Source organism: Microbispora sp. KK1-11 (assembly GCF_006874435.1).
In the GTDB taxonomy this organism is placed as follows: Bacteria; Actinomycetota; Actinomycetes; order Streptosporangiales; family Streptosporangiaceae; genus Microbispora; species Microbispora catharanthi.
Map to the genome: position 1 here is coordinate 38,218 of NZ_VIRJ01000004.1, position 21,542 is coordinate 59,759.

The window sequence follows — 21,542 nt, forward strand, 5'->3', positions numbered from 1 at the left end:
TGTCAATCTACGTTATTTTTAGAAGATGAGAAGGCCACACAACACTCCCCCGGTCTCGGGTCGAGCGCCGCGGCGACCCCGGTCTCGCCCAGACCGGCCAGCAGCCCCTCGCACAGCGCGAGGTTCATCGAGCACACGAGCAGCGGATGACTGTCGGCCAGCACGTGGAAGGGGCAGTTGCGCAACCGCACCCGCCCGTCCTCCTCGTACGGCTCGTAGCCGCGCGCACGCAGCACCTCCAGGAGATCGCCGGAGGCGGCGCCGGAGGCGACGAGGCGCTCCCCCGCCCGCCGGGCGGCCTCCTCGGCCTTCTCCTCGCCGCCCAGCAGGTCGACGGTCTCGGCCAGCACGAGCGCGAGCGTGCGGTAGTCGCGGGGCGGCAGGCTCACGGTCCGCTCCTCGCGCACCCGCCGGTAGACCTTCGCCGGGCGGCCGCCGCCGGGGCCGGCCTTGCCGCTCAGCCGCCGGAAACCCGCCTCCAGCAACCCCGCGTCAACCAGCTTGTCCAGGTGGTGGGCGGCCAGCGTGCGCTGGACGCCGGTCGCCTCGGCCGCCTCGTTGCGGCCCACGTCCCGCCCCTGCTCGGCCACGAACCGGTACAGCGCCCGTCGTACGGGATCGCCGAGCACGCTCATCGACTCCAGGTCGTCGCTCGTCACAGCCGGAGTCTAGGCGGGGCCGCCCGGACGATCGGACGCCGGCCGGGACGGCCGGTCAAGGAGTCCGTTGACACCGCCGTGGATCACTGCTTTCATTAGGAAACCTTACTAACTAAACTTCCTCACGGAGGGCTCATCCCCCGCCCCGCGCCCCCCTTCCCGTCACGACGCACGGCCGCGGGCGGAGAACGGAGCGACGCACGTGAAAGACCCGCTGATCAGGCGCACTCCCCGGCGCGCGGCTCTGCTGCTCGTGGCCGCCGCCGCGGCCGTACTCCCCGCGAACGCGGCGGGAGCCGCCGCCGGCGGTCCGGCCGCCACCGGGGAGACCGTGAAGGTGACGGTCAAGGCGGCGCCGGTCGACCTCACGGACCCGAAGAAGAAGGAGATCGCGATGGAGCTCGTCTCCAGCGCGGAGAACTCCTCACTCGACTGGAAGGCCCAGTACAAGTACATCGAGGACATCGACGACGGGCGCGGCTACACCGCCGGGATCATCGGCTTCTGCTCGGGCACCGGCGACATGCTCGACCTGCTCGAGCTCTACACCGCGCGCAAGCCTGGCAACGTACTGGCCAGGTATCTGCCCGCGCTGCGGAAGGTGAACGGCACCGACTCGCACCAGGGGCTGGACCCGAACTTCCCCAAGGACTGGCGCGCCGCCGCCGCCGATCCCGTGTTCCAGCAGGCGCAGAACGACGAGCGCGACCGGGTCTACTTCAACCCGGCCGTGGCCCAGGCCAAGGCCGACGGCCTGCGCGCGCTCGGGCAGTTCGTCTACTACGACGCCATCGTGATGCACGGCCCCGGCACCGACCCCGTCAGCTTCGGCGGCATCCGCAAGACGGCCATGAAGAAGGCGAAGACCCCCGCGCAGGGCGGCGACGAGGTCGCCTACCTCAACGCGTTCCTCGACGCCCGCAAGGCGGCGATGAAGACCGAGGAGGCGCACAGCGACACCAGCCGGGTCGACACCGCCCAGCGGGTGTTCCTCAAGAACGGCAACCTCGACCTCGACCCGCCGCTGCGCTGGAAGGTCTACGGCGACAGTTACCAGATCCTCAGCTGACGTCCGTACGCCCGTACGCCAGGGGCCCCTCCCACCGCCCGGTGAGAGGGGCCCCTGCTGTCCGTGGGGTCGGGCCGTCAGGCCGCGCCGAGGACGTCCACGACGAAGACGAGCGTGTCGGTGCCCTTGATGCCGCCCTGCGCGTTGCCCTCCTTGCCGTAACCGAGGTCCGGCGGGATCGTGATCAGGACGCGGCTGCCGACCGGGACGCCGGTCAGGCCCTGCGCCCAGCCCTTGACGACCTGGTCGAGGGCGAACGTCGCGGGCTGGCCCCGCTCCCAGCTGGAGTCGAACTGCTTGTCGGTGCCCCAGATCTTGCCGACGTAGTGGGCGAGGACCGTCTGGGTGGCCTTGACCTCCGGGCCGCCGCCCTTGATCACGGTCTTGACGACCAGCTTCTTGGGCGCCTTCTCACTGGTCTTGGTGGTCAGCGTCGGGGCCTTGTCACCGGCCGGGTTCTCGACCTTCACGCCGGCGACGCCCGGGTCGACGGCGGTGCCCTGGACGGACTTCAGCGCGGCCCCCACCACGTCGATGACCAGCACCTGGGACGCGGCGTTGAAGTCCTGGCCCTGCTGCTTGGCCTGGTCGACCTGCTCCGTGCTCAGGTTGTCCTTGGCGACCACGGCCATCACCCGGCCGCCCGGCTTGGCGCCGATCAGCGCCTCGTGCAGCGCCTTGGGCAGCTGCGGGCTGACCGAGACGAACTCCGACTTGCCCTGGTCGTAGTCAGAGCCTGCCGCCTTGTTCTCCTTGCCGTCCCAGTTGTAGACGGTGACGTTGGCGGTGAGGACGTCGCCGTCCTTGGCCGGAGTGCCCTGGCCCTCGATGACCTTGATGGAGGCGGACGTGAGCGAGGGCTTGCCCGCCGGGAAGGTCACAGTGGGCTTCTTGCCGGCCTCTCCCGTCACCTTGATGGCCGAGGCGGCGGCCTGGCCACTGGAGGTGGGGCTCGCGCTGGACGTGCTCTTCTGCGCGGTTCCGCAGGCGGCGGCGAGCAACAGGGGTAGGGCGGCGACGAGTGCCGTACGACGGCGCATATGGGAATCCTCAAACAGACAGCGGGTCCGGGCCAGGCTACCCGAACCCGCCGTCAGAGCGGTGTAAGAGATCACATGCCCGCGATGAGCTTCTCGACTCTCTCGTCGACGCTGCGGAACGGATCCTTGCACAGCACCGTCCGCTGGGCCTGGTCGTTGAGCTTCAGGTGGACCCAGTCGACGGTGAAGTCGCGCCGCTTCTCCTGGGCCTTGCGGATGAACTCCCCGCGCAGCTTGGCCCGTGTGGTCTGCGGCGGAACCGACTTGGCCTCGAAGATGCGCACGTCGTCGGCCACCCTCTCGACGGCCCCCCGCTTCTGCAGGAGGTAGAACAGCCCGCGCTTGCGGTGGACGTCGTGGTAGGCCAGATCGAGCTGCGCGACGCGCGGCGACGACAGCGGCAGGTCGTACTTCTGTCTGTAACGTTCAATCATCTGGTACTTGGTGACCCAGTCGATCTCCCGCGAGACGAGGTCGAGGTCGCCCGTCTCGACCGCCCGGAGCGTGCGCTCCCACAGCTCCAGCACCCGCTTGGCGGTGGCGTCACCGCCGCGCCGCTCGACGAAGTCCTGCGCCTTGGTCAGGTACTCCTGCTGGATCTCCAGCGACGAGGCCTCGCGGCCGTTGGCCAGGCGCACCCTGCGCCGGCCCGTCATGTCGTGGGACACCTCCCGGATCGCCCTGATGGGGTTCTCCAGGGACAGGTCGCGCATCACCACACCGGCCTCGATCATGCGCAGCACCAGGTCGGTGGCGCCGACCTTGAGCAGCATCGTGGTCTCGCTCATGTTCGAGTCGCCCACGATGACGTGCAGCCTGCGGAACCGCTCGGCGTCCGCGTGCGGCTCGTCGCGGGTGTTGATGATCGGCCGGGACCGGGTGGTCGCCGAGGAGACGCCCTCCCAGATGTGCTCGGCCCGCTGGGAGACGCAGTAGACGGCTCCGCGCGGGGTCTGCAGCACCTTGCCCGCACCGCAGATGATCTGGCGGGTCACCAGGTAAGGGATCAGGACGTCGGCCAGCCGCCCGAACTCCCCGTGCCGGCCCACGAGGTAGTTCTCGTGGCAGCCGTAGGAGTTGCCGGCCGAGTCGGTGTTGTTCTTGAACAGGTAGATGTCTCCCGCGATGCCCTCCTCGCGGAGCCGCTTCTCGGCGTCCACGAGGAGGCCCTCCAGGATCCGCTCCCCCGCCTTGTCGTGGGTGACCAGCTCCACGACGTTGTCGCACTCAGGGGTGGCGTACTCGGGATGGCTGCCCACGTCCAGGTAGAGACGTGCGCCGTTGCGTAGGAAGACGTTGCTCGATCGGCCCCAGGACACCACTCGCCGGAACAGGTACCGCGCCACCTCGTCCGGCGACAGCCTCCGCTGCCCGCGGAACGTGCAGGTGACGCCGTACTCGTTCTCCAGCCCGAATATGCGTCGATCCATCACCTCACACTATTCCCATAAACCGGCGGCCGAACAGTGATCAGGCGGGGGAATGCCGAGAAGGGGCGGTCAGGCGGCGTAAATCTCCGTCACGTTGACGATCTGCCCGCCCTGAACGGTGACGAGAGCCCGCAGGTCGCCGGCGTCGGCCCGCAGGACCAGCTTGTCCCGTGAGCAGCGTTGGGTGCCGAGGTACTCGCTATCGATGGTCTGGTCCTTGCCGTCGCAGCCGACCGCGCTGAGGAACACGACGTTCTTCGCGATCGGCGCGGCGAAGGCCGTGACGTCCCCCTCCGGCGGCCCCTCGAAGTGGCCGCTGGTGCTGCCGCCGTACTCCTTGACGAACTTGACGGGCCGGTACTCCGCCACGTTCTCGTCGTGCATGGCGACCAGCTGCGCGCGTACGACACCGTTCCTGCTGGGGCTGAGTCCCTTGGTGAAGTCGTGCCCGGGGTCCGACTGGATGGTCCCGCCGAAGGGGGCAGGAGTCTTGTCCGTGATCGGCGGCCCTGCCTTGCCCGGCTTCCGCGTCGGCGCGGTCGTGGCCGAGTCGGTGGGCGTGTCCGCCGCCGGGGTCTCGGAGGCCGCCGGGTCGGCGGACGGCTCCGCGGGCGACGCCGGGGCCGTCACCGTCACGGTGGCGGTCACGGTGGGCGAGGCCGAGGTGCCGGAGGCTCCGGAGCATGCGGTCAGCGACAGGAGGGCGACGGCGGCGGCCGGAACGCCCGCTCGCCGAAAGAGATCAAAAGTCGTCATAACCGGATGAGGGTAGCGAAATCACGGGTTGGCTGGACCGAAACGCCCGAGCCGGCCCCATGACGCCGGCCCCTGACGCCGGCCTCATGACACGGCCCATGACACGGCCCATGACACAGCGGCGCCGCGCCCCTGGTGAGGGCGCGGCGCCGCGGACGTACGGGGACGGGAGGGCGGGCTACTCGCCGGAGCCCGTGTCGATGTCGCCCTCGGGGGCGATCGGCGGGGCGGTGTCGGGAGCCTGCTCGGCCTGTGCCTGCTCGGCCTGGGCCTCCTCGGCGGCGGGCCGCTGCGCGCCCCCCTCGCTCTCCCTGGCGGCCTCCAGGAGCTTCTCCAGGCGGGGGCCGGTCAGGCGCAGGAACTTGCGGTGCTCCCTGCCGCGGTCGAGCACGGCGACCTCGATCTGGGGCGCCGGGGGGCGCTCCCCGCCCGGCTCGGTCAGGGCGGCCAGCGCGGCGTCGAGGGCCTGCGGCAGCGGCAGTCCCTCGCTGTAGCGCTCCTTCAGGCGCCCTCCGACGGCTTCGGCCTGGCCGCCGATCACGGCCATGCCCTGCTCGTCGAAGACCGAGCCGTCGAAGGTGATCCGGTAGATCTGGTCGTCCTCGGCCGACTCGCCGACCTCCGCGACGACGATCTCCACCTCGAACGACTTGATCGACTCGGTGAAGATCATGCCGAGCTGCTGGGCGTACAGGTTCGCCAGGCCGCGGCCCGTGACGTCGTTGCGGTTGAACGTGTAGCCGTTGATGTCCGCGTAGCGGATGCCGGCCAGGCGGAGCGACTCGAACTCGTTGTAGCGCCCCACCGCGGCGAAGCCGATGCGGTCGTAGATCTCACTGATCTTGTGCAGCGCCTTGGACGGGTTGGGCGCCACGAACAGGATGCCGTCGGCGTACTGCATCACGACCACGCTGCGACCGCGAGCGATGCCCTTGCGGGCATACTCCGCCCTGTCCCGCATGATCTGCTCGGGCGAGGCATATCCTCCGAAGGGGATGGACACCGGGGGTGATCCTCTCTTGGGTTAGCGCAGCGGCGCGGTCGGGCCTTCGGGGGCGGTCATCCGCCTCTCCAGCATGGACTCCACGAACTCGGCGACCTCGTCGTCCGGGAGGCGGCGGAAGCCGTCGGCGGTGATGACGGCCACGACCGGCCAGATCTTCCGCATCACGTCGGGGCCGCCGGTCGCCGAGTCGTCGTCGGCGGCGTCATACAGGGCGTGCAGGCAGGCCAGGACCGTGTCCTCCGGGCTGGAGTTCTCCCGGTAGAGCTTCTTGAGCGAGCCCCGGGCGAAGATCGAACCCGAGCCGATCGAGTGGAACTCCCTCTGCTCGTACGGCCCGCCGCCCACGTCGTAGCTGAAGATCCGCCCGGTGTCGCGGGACGGGTCGTAGGCCGCGAAGAGCGGCACGACCACGAGGCCCTGCATGGCCATGGGCAGGTTTCCGCGGATCATGGTGGCCAGGCGGTGCGCCTTGCCCTCGGTCGACAGCGAGCGACCTTCGGTCTTCTCGTAGTGCTCCAACTCGACCCGGTAGAGCCGGGCCAGCTCCAGGCCGGTGCTCGCGGTGCCCGCGATGCCCATGCAGGAGTAGTCGTCGGTGCGGAACACCTTCTCGATGTCCCGCTGCGAGATGATGTTCCCGGAGGTCGCACGCCTGTCGCCCGCCATCACCACGCCGCCGGCGCAGGTCGCCGCGACGATGGTGGTCGCGTGCGGGATCTCGTCACCCACCGGCGCCGCCAGCGACTCGTTGCGGGCGGGCAGCAGATTCGGCGCGTGCACGCCTAGGAACTCCGAGAACGACGACGATCCCGTATATGTGAAGAGGCTGTTCATCCAGGCTGGCTGAGATGCCACGCGACTCCCTCCAAGCGTGCGTTGTTACGCCCGACCATACTCAGGTCTCAGCACTGGTTGCACTCTTCCCGATCAGCTCAGCGCGAACCAGACATCCCCCAAGAGGCCGGGCGCGCGTCCCTTACTCGTTCACCAAACCGTTTCTTTACGTGTTGGTAATCACGTGCGAGGGTCGGTTTGTCCGTACGTCAGGACTTATGGGGAGGTCGATCATGAGACCTGCGCTCGCGGTGACGGTGGTGGCCCTGCTCGCTCTGGGCGCCTGCGGCACCGGCGGCTCCGGCGACTCCACAGACGAGGGCGTCACCCTGACCATCACCGCCAACGCGATCTCCGGCGGCAAGAACGCCGAGACCGCCGACTGGACGGCCAAATGGGTCGTCCCCCGGTTCGAGGCCGCGCAGAAGGCCAAGGGCCGCGACGTCCGCGTGGTGTTCCAGCCGAGCGGCGTGGACGACGAGCAGTACAAGACGAAGGTCGCCCTCGACCTCAAGTCGCGGGCGGGCGCCGACGTCATCGACCTCGACGGCATCTGGGTGGGAGAGTTCGCCCAGGCCGGCTACATCAAGCCGCTCGCCGAGGTCGCCGGTCCCGAGGCGGACTCCTGGGAGGGCTGGAGCCAGATCCCGCAGGCCGTGCAGGGCCTCGGTACGTTCGAGGGCAAGAGGTACGGCCTGCCGCAGGGCACCGACGGGCGGGTGCTGTTCTACAACAGGGCCCTGTTCCGCAAGGCCGGCCTCCCGGACCACTGGCAGCCGCGGAGCTGGCAGGAGATCCTCGACGCCGGCGGGGCGCTCAAGAGGGCCGGCGTCCCCGTCCCGATCCAGATCGACGCCGGCACCGCCATGGGCGAGGCGACGACCATGCAGGGCGCGCTGCCGCTGCTGGCGGGCGCGGGGGCGCAGATCTACGCCGACGGCAAGTGGACCGGCGCCTCCCGGGCGCTCAGGGACGTGCTGGACTTCTACCGGCAGGTCTACTCCGGCGGCCTCGGCGACCCCGGGCTCCAGCAGGAGGCGCGGGGACGGGACAAGTCGTTCGCCCAGTTCGCCGAGGGCAGGATCGGCATCCTGGCGGAGGGCGACTACTTCTGGCGGTCGGTGATCGAGCCCGAGGCCGGGGTCGCCCCGATGAAGGACCGCGACTCCGTCGTCGGCTACGCCCTGATCCCCGCCCAGCGCCCCGGCGCCGGCATCCGGGGCCAGGACTACGTCAGCATGTCCGGCGGCGCCGTACGGGTGCTCAACCCCAACTCGAAGAACCCGAAGCTGGCCTGGGAGCTGCTGTCGTTCATGCACTCGGCCGAGGCCACCACGTCACAGCTCGCCGGGGCCGCCCGGATCACGGCGCGCAAGGACGTGAACGACACGGTGCTGGGGGCCGACCCGATGCTGAAGTTCGTCTCCGACGAGGTCCTGCCCCTCACGGCGTACCGGCCGCCCCTGGCCGTCTACCCGCAGGTGTCGGTCGCCCTGCAGGAGTCCACGGCCGCGGTCGTGTCGGGCACGAGCGTGGACGAGGCGGCCGCCGCCTACCAGCGCAAGGTCGAGTCCCTCGTCGGCGGCCCCGCCAATGTCGCGAGCTGAGCATGTCGCGAGCTGAGTCGGGCACGCTGGGCCGCCGTCCCGCCCTGGGGTTCGTGCTGCCGGCGCTGGTGCTGATCGGGGTGTTCCTGGTCTTCCCCGCACTGTGGACCGTCTACCTGGGCCTCACGGACTACCGGCTCACGGGCCTGGCGGCGGCCGATCCCCAGGTGGTCGGGGCGGCCAACTACGCCGAGGCGCTGGGCGACGAGCGGTTCCGCTCGTCGCTGTGGCTCACCGTGCAGTTCGTGCTCGGCTCGGCCGTGCTCGGGCAGGCGGTGCTCGGGTTCGCGATCGCATGGGCGCTGCGCGACCGGCGGGGGCCGCTGAAGAGCCTCACCGAGGGGCTGGTGCTGCTGGCGTGGATCCTGCCGTCGTCGGTCGTCGCGTTCCTGTGGATCGCGCTGCTCGACCGCGACGGCGGGACGCTGAACGCGATCCTGCACACGCCCGGCTTCGCCTGGCTGCTCGACCACCCCATGGCGTCGATCATCGTGTTCAACGTCTGGCGTGGCACGGCGTTCTCGATGATGCTGTACGGCGCGGCGCTGGAGAACGTGCCGCCGTCGCACCTGGAGACCGCCCGGCTCGCCGGCGCGTCAACGCTCCAGCAGCTCAGGGACGTGGTCTTCCCGCACATCAAGGGGCACGTGCTGACGAACCTGCTGCTGATCACGCTGTGGACGTTCAACGACTTCACGGCCTTCCAGCTCACCGCCGGAGGCCCCGAGGGGCGGTCGGAGATCCTGCCCGTCTACATCTACAACGTCGCGATGAGCGGCGGCAGGCTCGGCTTCGGCGCGGCGGTCTCCTTCCTCGTCCTCGTGGTGAACCTGGTCCTGGCCTTCGCCTACCTGCGCCTCCTGCGGTCCCGGGGCAAGGTCTCGGGGGGCGGGGTGAGGCCGTCATGACGCCGGTGCGCCACATGCTGGGGACCATCGGGCGGGCCACCTTCCTCGCCCTGGTGCTGGGGTTCTTCGCGCTGCCGCTGCTGTGGCTGGCCTCGGCGCCGTTCGACGCCCACCCGTCGATCACGGCCTCGGTGCCGGAGTTCACGCTGGCGAACTTCCGGGCGCTGCTGGACAACCCGTACGCGCTGGGCTCGCTGCGCAACTCGCTGATCCAGGCGTGCGGCAGCGCGGCCCTGGTCGTGACGCTGGCCGCGCTGGCGGCGTACGCGCTGTCGCGGGCGCGGGTGCCCGGCCGCGACGCGCTGCTGTACGTCCTGCTGCTCCTGTCGTCGGTGGTGACGGGGACGGCGGCGATGGTGCCGCTGTTCGAGCTGGCGACCCGGCTGAACCTGATCGACACCCACCTCGGCGTCGTGCTCACGCTGTCGGGCGGCCTGCTCCCCGCCGCGATCTTCATCCTGAAGGACTTCATGGACGCCACGCCCACGTCGTACGAGGAGTCGGCGCGGGTGTTCGGCGCGTCATCGGGGCAGGTGCTGCGGCACGTCGTGATCCCGCTGGTGCGGCCCGGCCTGGCGACGATCGCGGTGTGGGCGGTCGCAGGAGTCTGGGGCAGCTTCCTGCAGCCGTTCATCCTGCTGCGCGACCCGGACAAGGCCCCCGGCGCGGTCATCCTCTACACGCTCTACACCGAGGGCGGCGCGCCGCGCCTCGACGTGATCTCGGCGTTCTCGCTGCTCTACTCGCTGCCGGTGGTGGTGATGTACGTGTTCGTCAGCCGGAGGTACGGCTTCCGATTCCACGGGGGGATCAAGCGGTGATCGCGTTGCGCGGCCTGACCAAGGAGTTCCCCGGCGGGGTGCGGGCGGTCGACTCGCTCGACCTGGAGATCGGCGACGGCGAGTTCTTCGCGCTGCTCGGCCCGTCGGGCTGCGGCAAGACGACGCTGCTGCGGACGATCGCCGGCCTGGAGACCCCCACCTCGGGGCGGATCGAGATCGGCGGCGTGGACGTGACCGGGACGCCTCCGGGACGGCGGGACGTCGCGATGGTCTTCCAGGACTACGCGCTGTTTCCGCACATGGACGTGACCGCCAACATCGCCTATCCGCTGCGGATCAGGAAGGTCCCGCGGGCCGAGCGTGCGGCCAAGGCCGCCGAGACGGCGTCCCGGCTCAGCCTGTCGGAACTGCTCGACCGCAGGCCCGGGCAGTTGTCCGGCGGGCAGCAGCAGCGGGTGGCGCTCGCGCGTGCGGTCGCCTGCCGCCCGAAGGCGTTCCTGTTCGACGAGCCGCTGTCGAACCTGGACGCGCGGCTGCGCCTGGAGGCCCGCACGTTCCTCAAGCGCCTGCAGCGCGAGCTGGGGGTGACCACGGTCTTCGTCACGCACGACCAGAGCGAGGCGCTCGCGCTTGCCGACCGCATCGCGGTCATGTCGGCCGGGCGGATCACGCAGCTCGGCACGCCGTCCGAGGTGTTCCGGCGCCCGGCCACCACGTTCGTGGCCTCCTTCATCGGGTCCACGCCGATGAACCTGCTGCCGGGCGTCGCCGAGGGCGGCGTGCTGCGGGTGGCCGGGGCCGAGTTCCCCCTGCCGGCCGGCGCGCCCGAGGGCGAGGTCCTGTACGGCCTGCGGCCCGAGTACGCCGACCTGACCACCCGGGAGCCCGGGGAGAAGGGGGCGTTCCGGGGGAAGGTGGCGGTGGTGGAGAACCTCGGCACGGCTCATCTCGTCACGCTGGAGTGCACGGACCACCTGCTGCAGGTGGTGGTTCCCGAGGGCGCCGAGCCGCCGCCGGGGACGGCCGCCTGGGCGGTGCCCCGCCCGGGCCGGGCGCTGCTCTACCGCGACGACACCCTGGTGGGTGGCGCGTGACGACCAGGGCCGCGATCAGCGGGACGTGGACGCTGGACGACCGGCTGGCCGGGCCGGTGGCGGAGGTGCCGGTGGAGGTGCGGCCCGGCACGGCCGCCCTCACGGTGCGCCTGTCCTACAACCGGTCGGCCGGCGTGCTCGACCTCGGCTGCGCCGGGCCGGCCGGGTTCCGCGGCTGGTCGGGGGGCGCGCGCTCCGAGTACACCATCACCCCCTCCTGGGCCACTCCCGGCTACCTGCCCGGTGAGATCGAGCCGGGGGTGTGGCGGGTGCTGGTCGGGCTGCACCGGGTGCCCCTCGGCGGCCTGCCGTACGAGATCCGGGTGATCAGGCACGTGCGGCCGCCCGCCCGGCCGCGCCGGCGCCGCACCCGCTTCTCCCGCGTGCCGGGGCCCGTCCCGCCCGCGCCCGCCGCCGTACGGCGCCGCCTGCCGTCGCCGCCGGGATACCGCTGGCTCGCCGGGGACCTGCACGCGCACACCGACCACTCGGACGGGACGCTGAGCGTCTACGAACTGGCCTGTGTGGCGGCCGCGGCCGGGCTGGACTTCCTCGCGGTGACCGACCACAACACCGTCAGCCACCACGTGGAGCTCGCGGCGGCCTCGGCGCTGGCCGGTCTCGTGCTCGTGCCGGGGCAGGAGGTGACCACCGACCTCGGGCACGCCGGCGCGCTCGGGGACGTCGGCTGGATCGACTTCCGGCGGCCCCCCGACGAGTGGGCGAAGGCCGTACGGGACCGGGGCGGGGTGCTGTCGGTCAATCATCCGGTGGCGGCCGACTGCGCCTGGCGGCACCCGATGGCCGACCGGCCGCGGGTCGTCGAGCTGTGGCACTGGAGCTGGTGGGACCGCAGCTGGGGCGCGCCGCTGGCCTGGGCGCAGGCGTGGACGGGTGACCCGGCCGGCGATCTCGTGGTGGTGGGCGGCGGCGACTACCACCGGCCCGAGGAGGGTCACCTGCCCGGCGCGCCGACGACGTGGGTGCTCGTCGAGGGCGACGGCCGCGGTCCCGAGGCGGCCGGGGCGGTCGTACGGGCCGTGGCGGAGGGGCGGACGGCGGTGTCGGCCTCCCCCGGCGCCCCGCTGCTGCTGCGGCTGGAGGACGAGTTCCTCGCCGTGGACGCCGACGGGCTGGTGCTGTGGGGACCGCAGACCCGGCGGGTGGTCAGGGGGAACCTCGCCCTCCTGCCCGCCCGTCCCGGGGTGCACCGGCTGGAGACGCACGCCAACGAGGTGGTGGCCGTCTGCACGTGACGGGGGGTTGCGCTCCGCCACCGATGGGGAGGTGCAGGGCAGGTCGCCGAGCGGAGGAGGGTGAGGACGTGGAGACGGTGAAGGTGGGCATCGCCGGGCTGGGCGTGGTCGCGCAGGTCGTCTACCTGCCCCTGCTGGCGCGGCGGCGCGACCTGTTCCGGGTCGCGGCCGTGTGCGACCTCGACCGCGGGCACGCGGAGACGGTCGGCCGGGAGGCCGGCGTCCCGGCGTACGACGACCCGCTGGCGATGCTCGACAGAGGCGGGTTCGACGCGCTGATCGTGCTCACCCCGGGATCCCACGGGCCGCTGGTGCGGGCCGCCCTCGAACGCGGCCTGTGGGTGCTGTGCGAGAAGCCCCTCGCCTACAGCCGGGCCGAGCTGAGCGGTTTTTCCGGCGAACGGCTGATGGCCGGCTACATGAAGCAGTACGACCCGGCCTCCCAGCGGCTGCTGGAGGCGCTGCACGAGGCCGGCGGGCCGGAGGTCGTCCGCCACCTGGACGCCACCGTGCTGCACCCGTCGGAGGAGTCGCAGCTGCTGTTCGCCCGGGCGCGGCCGGGACATCCCGCGCCCGAGCGGGTGGCCCCCTACGCCGAGGCCGACGAGCGGGCGCTCACCGCCGCGCTCGGCACGTCGTCGGAGCGGCTGCGGCGGCTGTACGCCGAGGTGCTGCTGAGCAGCCTGTGCCACGAGCTGTCACTGATGCGGCTGTTCACGGGGTCTCCCGACACGGTGGACCACGTGGCGGTGTGGCCGGTGGAGGCGTTCCCGCCGTCCCTGGAGGTGAGCGGGACGCTCGGAGGCGAATGCTCAGGCAGGTACGGCATCCGCTGGCACTACCTGCCGAGCTACCCGGCCTACCACGAGGTCATGACGCTGCACCACGATCACGGCTCGCTGGAGCTGCGCTTCCCCTCCCCTTATCTGCTGAACGCGCCCACCCGGCTGACGGTCACCTGCCGGGTCGGCACCACCGAGCGGACGGTCGTCAACGAGGACGTCGCCGAGGCGTTCGAGCGCCAGTTGCGCGCCTTCCACCGCTTCGTCACCCAGGAGGAACCGCCGCTCACCGGACTCGACGGGGCCCTGGAGGATATCGTCACGGCGCAGCGGATCGTGCACCGGTACGCGCGGTGGGCGGGCATCCCCATCGGCGGAGAGTGCGCCCAGGAGGTCACCGGCGCCCCGCGGGAGGCGACCGCCGGGGCCGACAGCAGCTACGCCGAGGAGGGCGGGAGTGGAGCCAGCGGTCACGCCGAGGAGAGCCTCAGCAGATAGCGACAGGATCGTGGTGGTCCCGCACACGCACTGGGACCGGGAGTGGTACCTGCCCTTCCAGCGGTTCCGGGTCGGGCTGGTGCGGGTGCTCGACGAGGTCCTGGACGCCATGGCCGCCGACCCCGCCTACCGCTTCACGATGGACGGCCAGCTCGCGGCGATCGAGGACTACCTCGAGATCCGGCCCGCGCGGCGCGGCGACGTCGCCCGCTTCGTCGCCGAGGGACGGCTGGCCGTCGGGCCCTGGCTGATCCTCGCCGACGAGTTCCTGTGCTCGGGCGAGACCCTGCTGCGCAACCTGGAGTACGGCATGCGGGGCGCCGCCGCGCTCGGCGGCGCGATGCCCGTCGGCTACCTGCCCGACCAGTTCGGCCACTGCGCCCAGATGCCGCAGATGCTGGCGCTGGCGGGGCTGCGCCTGGCCTGCCTGTGGCGCGGCGTGCCCGCGCACGTGGACCGCGACGCCTTCGACTGGACCGGCGCCGACGGCACCACGATCAGGACCCGATACCTGCCCGGCGGGTACGGCAACGCCTTCGGCCTGTTCACCGGCCCGGCCGAGGGCATGCCCGACCGCGTGACGGCCTTCGTCTCCACGGCGGAGGGCTGGGCGGCCGGTGACACCCTGCTGGCGATGTACGGCGCGGACCACTCGGCGCCGGCCCGCGAGATCACCGCGTCCGGGCTCCGCGTCGCCACCCTCGCCGAGGCCCTCACCAGAGATCCGGCGGACGGACAGGTGCCGCGGGTGGTGGGCGAGCTGCGCTCACACGCGCGGGCCAACATCCTGCCCGGCGTCATCTCGGCCCGGGTGCCGCTGAAGCAGGCCATGGCCCGCGCCGAGCGGATCCTCACCCGCTACGCGGAACCGCTGTCCGCGCTGTGGCTCGCCGACCGGTCCGCCGGTGAACGCCTCATCGACATGGCCTGGCGGTCGGTCATCGCCTGCGGCGGGCACGACTCGGTCACCGGGTGCGGTTCGGACGAGACCGCCCAGCAGGTGGCCGCGCGGATCGCCGAGGCCGGACAGACGGCCCAGGCGGTCGTGGACCTGGTCGCGGCGTCCCTCGCCGAGGCCGCGCCGAAGGGCGCGCTCGTGGTCGTCAACCCGTCCCCGTTCGAGCGGACCGGCCTGGTGCTCGCCGACCTGCCGGAGGACCGCGCGTCCCTGGCGGACGCCTCGGGGCGGGCCGTCCCCGTCCAGCGGCTCGAACACGCTCCGACCCTGCTCGACGAGACCGTCATGGACGACCTCTCCCGGCTTCTCGGGCGCGTCCACGAGCGGGAGCTGTACGGCCACGAGATCGTCTCCTGGCACGCCGGGGACGGCGTGTTCACCGTCACCGTGAGCAGGCACGCCTCCGGCGCGTACGCCTACGAGGACCTGCGCGGGGCGGTCCTGGGGGCCGGCCCCGGGCCGTGGGTCGTCCGCACGGTGGCCGAGCCCGTGGTCACGGTGGCCGCGCTGGTCACCGTGCCGCCGCTCGGCCGTGCCGTCCTCACGGCCCGTCCGCCCGCGCCCGGCCGCCCCGCTCCCGTCGCGAACGCCCTGAGAAACGACGCGTACGGGTTCGAGCCGGTGCTGGACAACGGGCTGCTGCGGGTGCGCGTGGCCGACGACGGGACGCTCTCGCTGCGCGGCGCGGACGGGGCCGAGATCCACGGCGTCGGGCGGATCGTCCACGGCGGGGACGCCGGGGACAGCTACAACCACGCGCCCCCGCCGGACGACCGGCTCCTCGACCGGCCCTCCCGCGTCCTCGTCGAGGAGGTCTGCTCGGGCCCGCTGACCGGCGCGTACGAGATCACGCGGGTGTACGACTGGCCGGCCGGCCTCGGCGACGACGAGACCGTCCCTACGGCCGTCACGACCCGCGTGGAGCTCAGGGCGGGCGAGCCGTTCGCACGGTGCGAGATCACGATGGACGTGCGCTGCCGCGACCACCGCGTCCGCTGGCAGGCGCCGCTGCCCCGCGCGGCGGCCGAGTCGTACGCCGAAGGGCAGTTCGCCGTGGTGCGCCGCGGCCTGACGGCCGAGGGCGGGGGCGGCGAGCGGCCGATCCCCACCTTCCCCGCCGAGTCCTTCGCCGCCGCCGGGGGCCTGGCCGTGCTGCTCGACCACGTCACCGAATACGAGATCGGCGGGGACGGGACCGAGATGGCGCTGACGCTCGTACGGTCCGTCGGCTACCTGTCCAGGAACCGCAACCCCTACCGCGACGAGCCCGCCGGGCCCGAGGTGCCCACCCCCGCCGCCCAGTGCCAGGGGCCGCTGGCCGTGCGCTTCGCCGTCCTGCCGTACGCGGGCGAGTGGCACGAGGCCGGGCTGCCGAGGCTCGCCGAGGAGTTCCGCCACGACCTGCTCGCCGTACCGGGCACCGGCGCCGCCACGGCTGGAGACGGGGACGGCCCGGGCGGAGGCGGTCGCGTCGCGATCAGCGGGGACGGCGTCATGATGGCCGCTCTGCGCGAGCGGGACGGACGGCTGGAGGTCCGCCTGGTGGCCGAGCATCCCACGGCCACCGAGGCGGTCGTCCGGGGAGATTTCACCGCGGCCTGGACGGCCGGCGTGCTGGGCTCTCCCCTGAGCCCTCTGGAGGTGTCCCGCGACGAGGTGTTCCGTGACGACTTCCACGGCGACTTCCGCGGCGACGGGGCGGACGGGCAGGGGCCCGCGGGGTCCCCGGGGTCGTGGCGGACGGTGCGCGTCCCGCTCAATCCCTTCGAGATCGCGACCGTCCATCTCGGCACAGCCTGACGCGCGGTCTCGCTTCACGGGGCCGGTGGAACCGGGACGGGCCTGCCGGCGTCGCTTACCGCGTCGTCTGCAGCGTCGTCTGCCACGTCATCGTCTGCCGCGTCGTCGCCGAAAGCGGCTTCGTGCGCCCGTCATCGCGGCGCGCCGGCGGGGGCGCGTTCGACGGGCGTTCCCGGGCCCGGCGGCGGCCCTGCCGGGGGAACGTTCCCCCGGCGCGGCCGCCACCGGCCCGGACGCCTCCCGCCGGGGCTACTGCCCACCCTTCTGCACGTAGGAACGGACGAACTCCTCCGCGTTCTCCTCGAGGACCTCGTCGATCTCGTCCAGGATCGCGTCCACGTCGTCGGTGAGCTTCTCGTGGCGCTCCTGGACGTCCGGGGACGCCTGCGCCTCGGTCTCTTCGACTTCGTGCTCCTGGCGCCCTGTCTGCTTCTGGCCGCCGGTCTCCTTGGTCGCCATCCCTGACACCTCCGCTGCTCGGGGGGACGCCTCTCCCCATATCTTCCCCGAACCGACCGACAATGCGCGCGAAAGAGCGTGCGATCTTCGGCCGGCCGCTGTGGCCAGACAACCCGGTGAGCGCCGGGAAGGCAAACGCGCGGGGATCCGGCCCTGCGGCGGGCATCCCGGCCCGCGGGAAGCGTCTTCGTTAGACCGGATCGTTATCGACCTCACACTCCCCGTGGCCGCCTTTCGGCGCAGAGCGACCGAGTCCGGGACGACAATTGATGGATCACGGCACGACCTAGCGCACGGGTGGTCGATGGCATCGCACGCACGGCAACTGCTGGCGGATCGGTACAAGCTGCTGACGCCCTTCCGTCGCGACGGCGGCGGGATCATGTGGCAGGCACACGATCTCCGCCTCAAGCGCGACGTCGCGATCAAGGAAGTGCAGCCGCCGTACCGCGTGGACGTGGCCGACCTGCCGGCCGCCCGCCGGCAGGCGCTGCGGGAGGCCCGCTCCGCGGCCCGGCTCAGCCACCCGGCCGTCATCACCGTGCACGACCTGCTGGAGGACAAGGGCCGGCTCTGGATCGTGACAGAGCTCCTGCAGGGCCTCACGCTGGGCGCCACCGTCCGCCACCTCGGCCGGCTGCCGGTCCACTGGGCCGCCTGGGTGGGCTTCCAGCTCCTGTCGGGCGTACGGCACGCGCACGCGATGGGCGTCGTCCACGGGGACATCCGGCCCGCCAACGTCATGCTGACCGAGGACCGGGTGGTGCTGACGGACTTCGGCATCGCCGCCTTCGACCGGGATCCCGGCGGGTCGACGACCGTGCCCGTGGCGCGGTCCGGCGCCTACCTCGCCCCCGAGCGGCTGCGCGGGAAGGGCCTGGCCCCCGCCGCCGACCTGTGGTCGTTCGGCGCCACGCTGTACTGCGGGGTCGAGGGGCGGCCGCCGTACCCGGCCACGGAGCCGCTGCCGGCCGCGGCGCTGCTGGGCCGCGAGCCGGAGCCGCCGCGCCGGGCGGGCCTCCTGCGACCGCTGATCGAGGGCCTGCTGCGGCACGACCCGGACGAACGGCTCACGGTCGACCAGGCGATGCACGTGCTCGTGGACGTGTTGCGGCGGCAGGGCATCCCGGCGGCGACGCCGGGCCGTACGGCCGGCGAGTTGCCCAGCCGCACCGCGCCCAAGCCGGGCGGGGCGCACCCCCACGGCCGCTCCTCCGGCCACGGATGGCCCCTGGCACCCGGAGAGCTCACGACCGGGCACTTCCACGACGTGGAGTCGCGGCGCCGGGACAATCCCTACTGGCCCACCCCCACGACCGGGCCCCGCCGGCCGGGACCCCCGCGCCTCCCGTAACCCCGGACCGCCGGGTCCCCGGACTGTCAGGCCTCCGGCTTCGCGGGACGGACTCGCCGGACGGCTCCCCCGGGTACGCGACCGGGGAAGCCGCCCGTGTCCGCCTCCCTGTGATCAGTCGTCGTGATGGGCGCGGAACTTGACGATCCGCCCGGTCGCGATCGCGACGTACACCTTGTACTCCCTGTGGCCCTTGCGCAGCTCGATCTTCCAGGTGCGGTGGCCGTGCTCCCACTCGCGTTCGACCTCGGTTACCCGCGCGCCGGGCACCCGCCTCGTCGCGATCGCGATCGCCTGGCTACGGGTGACCGAGGTCTGGGCGATGGAAGCAGAGGCGGTCGAGGAGAGAGGGGCGGGCGCGGCGGCGGCGACGGCGGTTCCCCCCGCGGCCAGGGCGGCGACGGTGACGGCGGCGGCGAGAGCGATCTTGTTTGTCTGTCTCATGCCCCGAGGTTCGCAGCGATCACGCTATGGCCGCGCTAAGCGGTCCCTAAAGCGTGGTTTCCTCCTGCTCGTCGCGGACTTCACTCGTCGGAGCGCTGCTCGCCCCGCGCGACCGGGCCGCGTCAGCATGGACATCAGCCCCGTGCCAGCCCCGGCCCAGGCGCGGCCCAGGCGCGCTCGGCACCGGTCCGAGGCGCTGGGGGTCGAGGCGCTGGGGGTCGAGGCGCTGGGGGTCGAGGCACACGGTCTCAGCCGGGAACGGGGACCGAGCCCAGGAGCAGGCGCACCTCCGCGCCGCCGAGGTCCGATCGGCCGACGGTCAGGGATCCACTCGAGTCCTCGGCCACACGGCGGGCGATGTCCAGCCCGAGCCCCGTGGAGCCCGCGCCGCTCTCCCCGCGTCGCGGCGGATCGCCCGGGCCGAAGCCGGGCCCGGCGTCCGAGACCGTCAGGGCCACCGGGCCATCCGGCTCGGAGGCCAGGCACACGCGGAAGGACGTCCCGTCGGGGGTGTGCGCGAAGACGTTGCCGAGGAGAGCGTCGACGCAGTCGGCCAGGTCCTCGGCCGGGACCGCCACCGGCAGCGGGCCGGGCACGAGGTCGAGCGCGAAGGTCCTGGACTGGTCCTCCGCCAGCACCGACCAGAACTCCACCCTGCCGCGCACGACCGCGACGGCGTCGCAGGAGGCCCGTTCCCGCGACCGCCGCCGCACGTCGTTGATGACGGCGGTGACCGCTCGCTCCAGCGCGTCCACGCGGGCCTCCATCCTGGCCGCCTCGCCGGGATCGGCCAGCGACTCCGCTTCGAGCCGCAGGCCGGTCAGAGGGGTGCGGAGCCGATGGGAGACGTCCGCCGCCGTCTCGCGCTCCTCGGCGAGCAGGTCGGAGATGCGTCCCGCGAGGTGGTTGAGGGCCAGGCCCGCCGTACGGACCTCGGGCGGGCCCTGCGGGGTCGCCCTGGCGGTCAGGTCGCCCTTCGCGAGACGGTGGGAGACCTGGGCGAGCGCCGTGGTGGGCCGTACGACCGCGCGGGCGAGACGGTCGGCGACCAGGATGCCGAGCCCGACCAGGGCGACCCCGAGGATCAGCAGCGCGAGCCACGTCCGGTGGACGCCGCGGTCGAGGTCGTCGTCGCCGAGGAAGGCGCGGACGACGGCGGTGCCGCCCGGCGCCCCCTGCACCGCCACCAGGATCTCCCTGCCGCCCGGCACCGCCGCGCTCAGGCTCCGGCCGCGTGCGGCGAGGTCGACGGCGCGGGTGCGGGCCACCGCGGCCCCGAGCACGCGGCCGTCCGCGAGGAAGACCGTGACGGGGTGTCCGCTCGACGCGCCCGCCTGCTCCGCGGTCAGCCGCAGCGTCTCCTCGTCCACCGCGCCGACGGCCACCGCGACGGACTCGGCGGCCCGGGTCGCGGAGGCGACGGCCTCGCTGTGGGCCACCGACCGCACCAGCAACGCCAGCGGCACCAGCAGTGACACCAGGACGAGCGACGTGGTCGCCGCGACGAGGACCGCGAGCCAGCGCCTCATCGGCTCACTCCCCGGGCGAAGGCGGCGCGGTCAGGCGCACGCCCACCCCGCGGACCGTCTGGAGGTAGCGCGGTCGCTGGGCGGTCTCGCCGAGTTTGCGGCGCAGCCAGGAGAGGTGGACGTCGACCGTCTTGTCGGTGCCCCCGTAGGGGACGCGCCAGACCTCGGTGAGCAGCTCGCGCTTGGTGACGACCTGCCCGGCCCTGGCCGCCAGATAGTGCAGCAGGTCGAACTCGCGCGGCGTCAGCTCCAGCGCCGCGCCGTCGAGCGTCGCCTCTCTGGTGCCCGCGTCCACGCGCAGCGTTCCCACCGTCAGGGAGGTGTCCGTACGTCCGGTGTCGACCCGGCGCAGCACGGCGCGGATGCGCGCGTCGAGTTGCGCGGCGCTGTAGGGCTTGACCACGTAGTCGTCGGCGCCGGCGTCGAGCAGGCGGACCATGTCGGCCTCCCCGTCCCTGGCGGTGGCGACGATGACCGGGACGCGGCTCACCGCGCGGAGCATGCGCAGCAGGTCGGCGCCGTCCATGTCGGGCAGGCCGAGGTCGAGCACGATCAGGTCGGGGCGGTCCTCGACGGCCGACCGCAGGCCGTCGAGGGCGGTGGAGGCGGAGGAGACGGCATGGCCGCGATCACGCAGGCTCCGGGTGAGGGAGGTGCGGATGGGGGCGTCGTCTTCGATGAGCAGCACGCTTGGCATTTGAGCGCTACGGTAGCCGCCCGGCGAAAGCGGCATAAGTCCGTTATCCGGGCCTTAGCAATCCCTTAGCGTTCGGGGTGGGAGAGTGGCGGCGTGAACAGCCGCCTCGTACTCGCCGTCGCCGGGTGGCTTCTGGCCGCCGCCCTCGCCACCGGTACGGGCGTGGCGGTGCTCGGCCTGCTCGGCCGGCCGCTCACGGGCCCGGCGGAGCGGCCGATGACGGCCGAGGAGATCCGCCTCGCGCTCGCCCGCGACACTCCGGGTCCGCCCTCCCCCGCCTCCACACCCACCGGTGCGGCCCCGGTGGGCCCATCCGGCGGCGAGACGCCGAGCGCCGCGCCCGCGACGGGGCGCAGGCTCGTCTCCACGGCCGGGGGCAGCCTGATCGCCCGGTGCGAGGGCGGGCAGGTCCGGCTCCAGTCGTGGACCCCGGCGCAGGGCTTCGAGGTGGACGACGTCGACCCCGGGCCGGACGACCGCGCCCGGGTGAAGTTCGAGTCGGACGAGGGCAGGTTCGAGATCGAGGTGCGCTGCGCCGGCGGCGTGCCGGTCCCCCGGATCACCCGGCACGACTGAACGG

At 72.6% G+C, this 21,542-nt stretch carries 20 protein-coding genes; 10 read left to right on the plus strand and 10 right to left on the minus strand.

What is annotated here, in order from left to right; all coding sequences use genetic code 11:
* Window positions 1–2: 2 nt before the first annotated feature.
* Window positions 3–659 carry a metalloregulator ArsR/SmtB family transcription factor gene (locus FLW16_RS07855; RefSeq protein ID WP_185949312.1) on the minus strand — a complete coding sequence of 219 codons (657 nt, stop codon included), beginning with the start codon at window positions 657–659 and terminating at the stop codon, window positions 3–5.
* Window positions 660–861: 202 nt separating this feature from the next.
* On the opposite strand from FLW16_RS07855, the gene FLW16_RS07860 reads away from it, so the two are divergent.
* The gene (locus FLW16_RS07860; protein ID WP_312847123.1) at window positions 862–1,728 is read left to right on the plus strand and encodes a chitosanase; all 867 of its coding nucleotides are present in this window, start codon (window positions 862–864) and stop codon (window positions 1,726–1,728) included.
* 77 nt (window positions 1,729–1,805) lie between these two features.
* On the opposite strand, the gene FLW16_RS07865 is transcribed toward FLW16_RS07860, so the two are convergent.
* The 5 genes from FLW16_RS07865 to prcB all read right to left on the minus strand — a co-directional run bounded on the left by FLW16_RS07865 (window position 1,806) and on the right by prcB (window position 6,794).
* Window positions 1,806–2,768 carry an FKBP-type peptidyl-prolyl cis-trans isomerase gene (locus FLW16_RS07865; RefSeq protein ID WP_142559164.1) on the minus strand — a complete coding sequence of 321 codons (963 nt, stop codon included), beginning with the start codon at window positions 2,766–2,768 and terminating at the stop codon, window positions 1,806–1,808.
* 71 nt (window positions 2,769–2,839) lie between these two features.
* Window positions 2,840–4,198 carry a Pup--protein ligase gene (pafA, locus tag FLW16_RS07870; protein ID WP_142559166.1) on the minus strand — a complete coding sequence of 453 codons (1,359 nt, stop codon included), beginning with the start codon at window positions 4,196–4,198 and terminating at the stop codon, window positions 2,840–2,842.
* A 69-nt stretch (window positions 4,199–4,267) separates the two neighbouring features.
* Window positions 4,268–4,954, minus strand: coding sequence for a hypothetical protein (locus FLW16_RS07875; protein ID WP_142559168.1), 687 nt, complete (start codon window positions 4,952–4,954; stop codon window positions 4,268–4,270).
* A gap of 178 nt (window positions 4,955–5,132) precedes the next feature.
* Entirely contained in the window at window positions 5,133–5,957 is an 825-nt protein-coding gene (prcA, locus tag FLW16_RS07880; protein WP_185949313.1) for a proteasome subunit alpha, read from the minus strand.
* A 21-nt stretch (window positions 5,958–5,978) separates the two neighbouring features.
* Window positions 5,979–6,794 carry a proteasome subunit beta gene (prcB, locus tag FLW16_RS07885; protein WP_142559536.1) on the minus strand — a complete coding sequence of 272 codons (816 nt, stop codon included), beginning with the start codon at window positions 6,792–6,794 and terminating at the stop codon, window positions 5,979–5,981.
* Window positions 6,795–7,027: 233 nt separating this feature from the next.
* On the opposite strand from prcB, the gene FLW16_RS07890 reads away from it, so the two are divergent.
* The 7 genes from FLW16_RS07890 to FLW16_RS07920 all read left to right on the plus strand — a co-directional run bounded on the left by FLW16_RS07890 (window position 7,028) and on the right by FLW16_RS07920 (window position 16,479).
* Window positions 7,028–8,401 carry an extracellular solute-binding protein gene (locus FLW16_RS07890; RefSeq protein WP_142559169.1) on the plus strand — a complete coding sequence of 458 codons (1,374 nt, stop codon included), beginning with the start codon at window positions 7,028–7,030 and terminating at the stop codon, window positions 8,399–8,401.
* Between the two features lie 2 nt (window positions 8,402–8,403).
* Entirely contained in the window at window positions 8,404–9,309 is a 906-nt protein-coding gene (locus tag FLW16_RS07895; protein WP_142559171.1) for a carbohydrate ABC transporter permease, read from the plus strand.
* Entirely contained in the window at window positions 9,306–10,130 is an 825-nt protein-coding gene (locus FLW16_RS07900; protein WP_142559173.1) for a carbohydrate ABC transporter permease, read from the plus strand. The genes FLW16_RS07895 and FLW16_RS07900 overlap by 4 nt, the downstream gene beginning before the upstream one ends.
* Window positions 10,127–11,185, plus strand: a complete 1,059-nt coding sequence (locus FLW16_RS07905) for an ABC transporter ATP-binding protein (protein WP_142559175.1) — start codon at window positions 10,127–10,129, stop codon at window positions 11,183–11,185. Before FLW16_RS07900 ends, FLW16_RS07905 begins: the two co-directional genes overlap by 4 nt.
* Window positions 11,182–12,441, plus strand: a complete 1,260-nt coding sequence (locus tag FLW16_RS07910; protein WP_260615000.1) for a CehA/McbA family metallohydrolase — start codon at window positions 11,182–11,184, stop codon at window positions 12,439–12,441. Before FLW16_RS07905 ends, FLW16_RS07910 begins: the two co-directional genes overlap by 4 nt.
* Window positions 12,442–12,509: 68 nt before the next feature.
* The gene (locus FLW16_RS07915) at window positions 12,510–13,721 is read left to right on the plus strand and encodes a Gfo/Idh/MocA family protein (RefSeq protein WP_260615001.1); all 1,212 of its coding nucleotides are present in this window, start codon (window positions 12,510–12,512) and stop codon (window positions 13,719–13,721) included.
* 10 nt (window positions 13,722–13,731) lie between these two features.
* Complete coding sequence (locus FLW16_RS07920; protein WP_260615002.1) at window positions 13,732–16,479, plus strand: glycoside hydrolase family 38 C-terminal domain-containing protein; 2,748 nt, start codon at window positions 13,732–13,734, stop codon at window positions 16,477–16,479.
* Between the two features lie 249 nt (window positions 16,480–16,728).
* Here FLW16_RS07920 and FLW16_RS07925 read toward each other — a convergent pair whose 3' ends face one another.
* Window positions 16,729–16,938, minus strand: coding sequence for a ubiquitin-like protein Pup (locus FLW16_RS07925; RefSeq protein ID WP_079315247.1), 210 nt, complete (start codon window positions 16,936–16,938; stop codon window positions 16,729–16,731).
* 304 nt (window positions 16,939–17,242) lie between these two features.
* Here FLW16_RS07925 and FLW16_RS07930 point away from each other — a divergent pair, with 304 nt between their 5' ends.
* Complete coding sequence (locus tag FLW16_RS07930; RefSeq protein ID WP_142559177.1) at window positions 17,243–18,292, plus strand: serine/threonine-protein kinase; 1,050 nt, start codon at window positions 17,243–17,245, stop codon at window positions 18,290–18,292.
* Window positions 18,293–18,406: 114 nt separating this feature from the next.
* Here FLW16_RS07930 and FLW16_RS07935 read toward each other — a convergent pair whose 3' ends face one another.
* The 3 genes from FLW16_RS07935 to FLW16_RS07950 form a co-directional block, all read right to left on the minus strand.
* On the minus strand, window positions 18,407–18,736 hold the full coding sequence (locus tag FLW16_RS07935; protein ID WP_142559179.1) for a PepSY domain-containing protein: 330 nt from the start codon (window positions 18,734–18,736) through the stop codon (window positions 18,407–18,409).
* A gap of 248 nt (window positions 18,737–18,984) precedes the next feature.
* Window positions 18,985–20,265 carry a HAMP domain-containing sensor histidine kinase gene (locus FLW16_RS07945; protein WP_142559181.1) on the minus strand — a complete coding sequence of 427 codons (1,281 nt, stop codon included), beginning with the start codon at window positions 20,263–20,265 and terminating at the stop codon, window positions 18,985–18,987.
* A gap of 4 nt (window positions 20,266–20,269) precedes the next feature.
* Window positions 20,270–20,962, minus strand: a complete 693-nt coding sequence (locus tag FLW16_RS07950) for a response regulator transcription factor (protein ID WP_142559183.1) — start codon at window positions 20,960–20,962, stop codon at window positions 20,270–20,272.
* Between the two features lie 93 nt (window positions 20,963–21,055).
* Here FLW16_RS07950 and FLW16_RS07955 point away from each other — a divergent pair, with 93 nt between their 5' ends.
* The gene (locus FLW16_RS07955; protein ID WP_142559185.1) at window positions 21,056–21,538 is read left to right on the plus strand and encodes a septum formation initiator; all 483 of its coding nucleotides are present in this window, start codon (window positions 21,056–21,058) and stop codon (window positions 21,536–21,538) included.
* Window positions 21,539–21,542: the final 4 nt, after the last annotated feature.

Excerpts from the sequence above, each read along its gene's own strand:
- FLW16_RS07865 (WP_142559164.1), bottom strand. The coding sequence starts at position 2,768 with ATGCGCCGTCGTACGGCACTCGTCGCCGCCCTACCCCTGTTGCTCGCC.
- pafA (WP_142559166.1), bottom strand. The coding sequence starts at position 4,198 with ATGGATCGACGCATATTCGGGCTGGAGAACGAGTACGGCGTCACCTGC.
- FLW16_RS07875 (WP_142559168.1), bottom strand. The coding sequence starts at position 4,954 with ATGACGACTTTTGATCTCTTTCGGCGAGCGGGCGTTCCGGCCGCCGCC.
- prcB (WP_142559536.1), bottom strand. The coding sequence starts at position 6,794 with ATGAACAGCCTCTTCACATATACGGGATCGTCGTCGTTCTCGGAGTTC.
- FLW16_RS07890 (WP_142559169.1), top strand. The coding sequence starts at position 7,028 with ATGAGACCTGCGCTCGCGGTGACGGTGGTGGCCCTGCTCGCTCTGGGC.
- FLW16_RS07895 (WP_142559171.1), top strand. The coding sequence starts at position 8,404 with ATGTCGCGAGCTGAGTCGGGCACGCTGGGCCGCCGTCCCGCCCTGGGG.
- FLW16_RS07900 (WP_142559173.1), top strand. The coding sequence starts at position 9,306 with ATGACGCCGGTGCGCCACATGCTGGGGACCATCGGGCGGGCCACCTTC.
- FLW16_RS07925 (WP_079315247.1), bottom strand. The coding sequence starts at position 16,938 with ATGGCGACCAAGGAGACCGGCGGCCAGAAGCAGACAGGGCGCCAGGAG.
- FLW16_RS07930 (WP_142559177.1), top strand. The coding sequence starts at position 17,243 with ATGGCATCGCACGCACGGCAACTGCTGGCGGATCGGTACAAGCTGCTG.
- FLW16_RS07935 (WP_142559179.1), bottom strand. The coding sequence starts at position 18,736 with ATGAGACAGACAAACAAGATCGCTCTCGCCGCCGCCGTCACCGTCGCC.
- FLW16_RS07945 (WP_142559181.1), bottom strand. The coding sequence starts at position 20,265 with ATGAGGCGCTGGCTCGCGGTCCTCGTCGCGGCGACCACGTCGCTCGTC.
- FLW16_RS07950 (WP_142559183.1), bottom strand. The coding sequence starts at position 20,962 with ATGCCAAGCGTGCTGCTCATCGAAGACGACGCCCCCATCCGCACCTCC.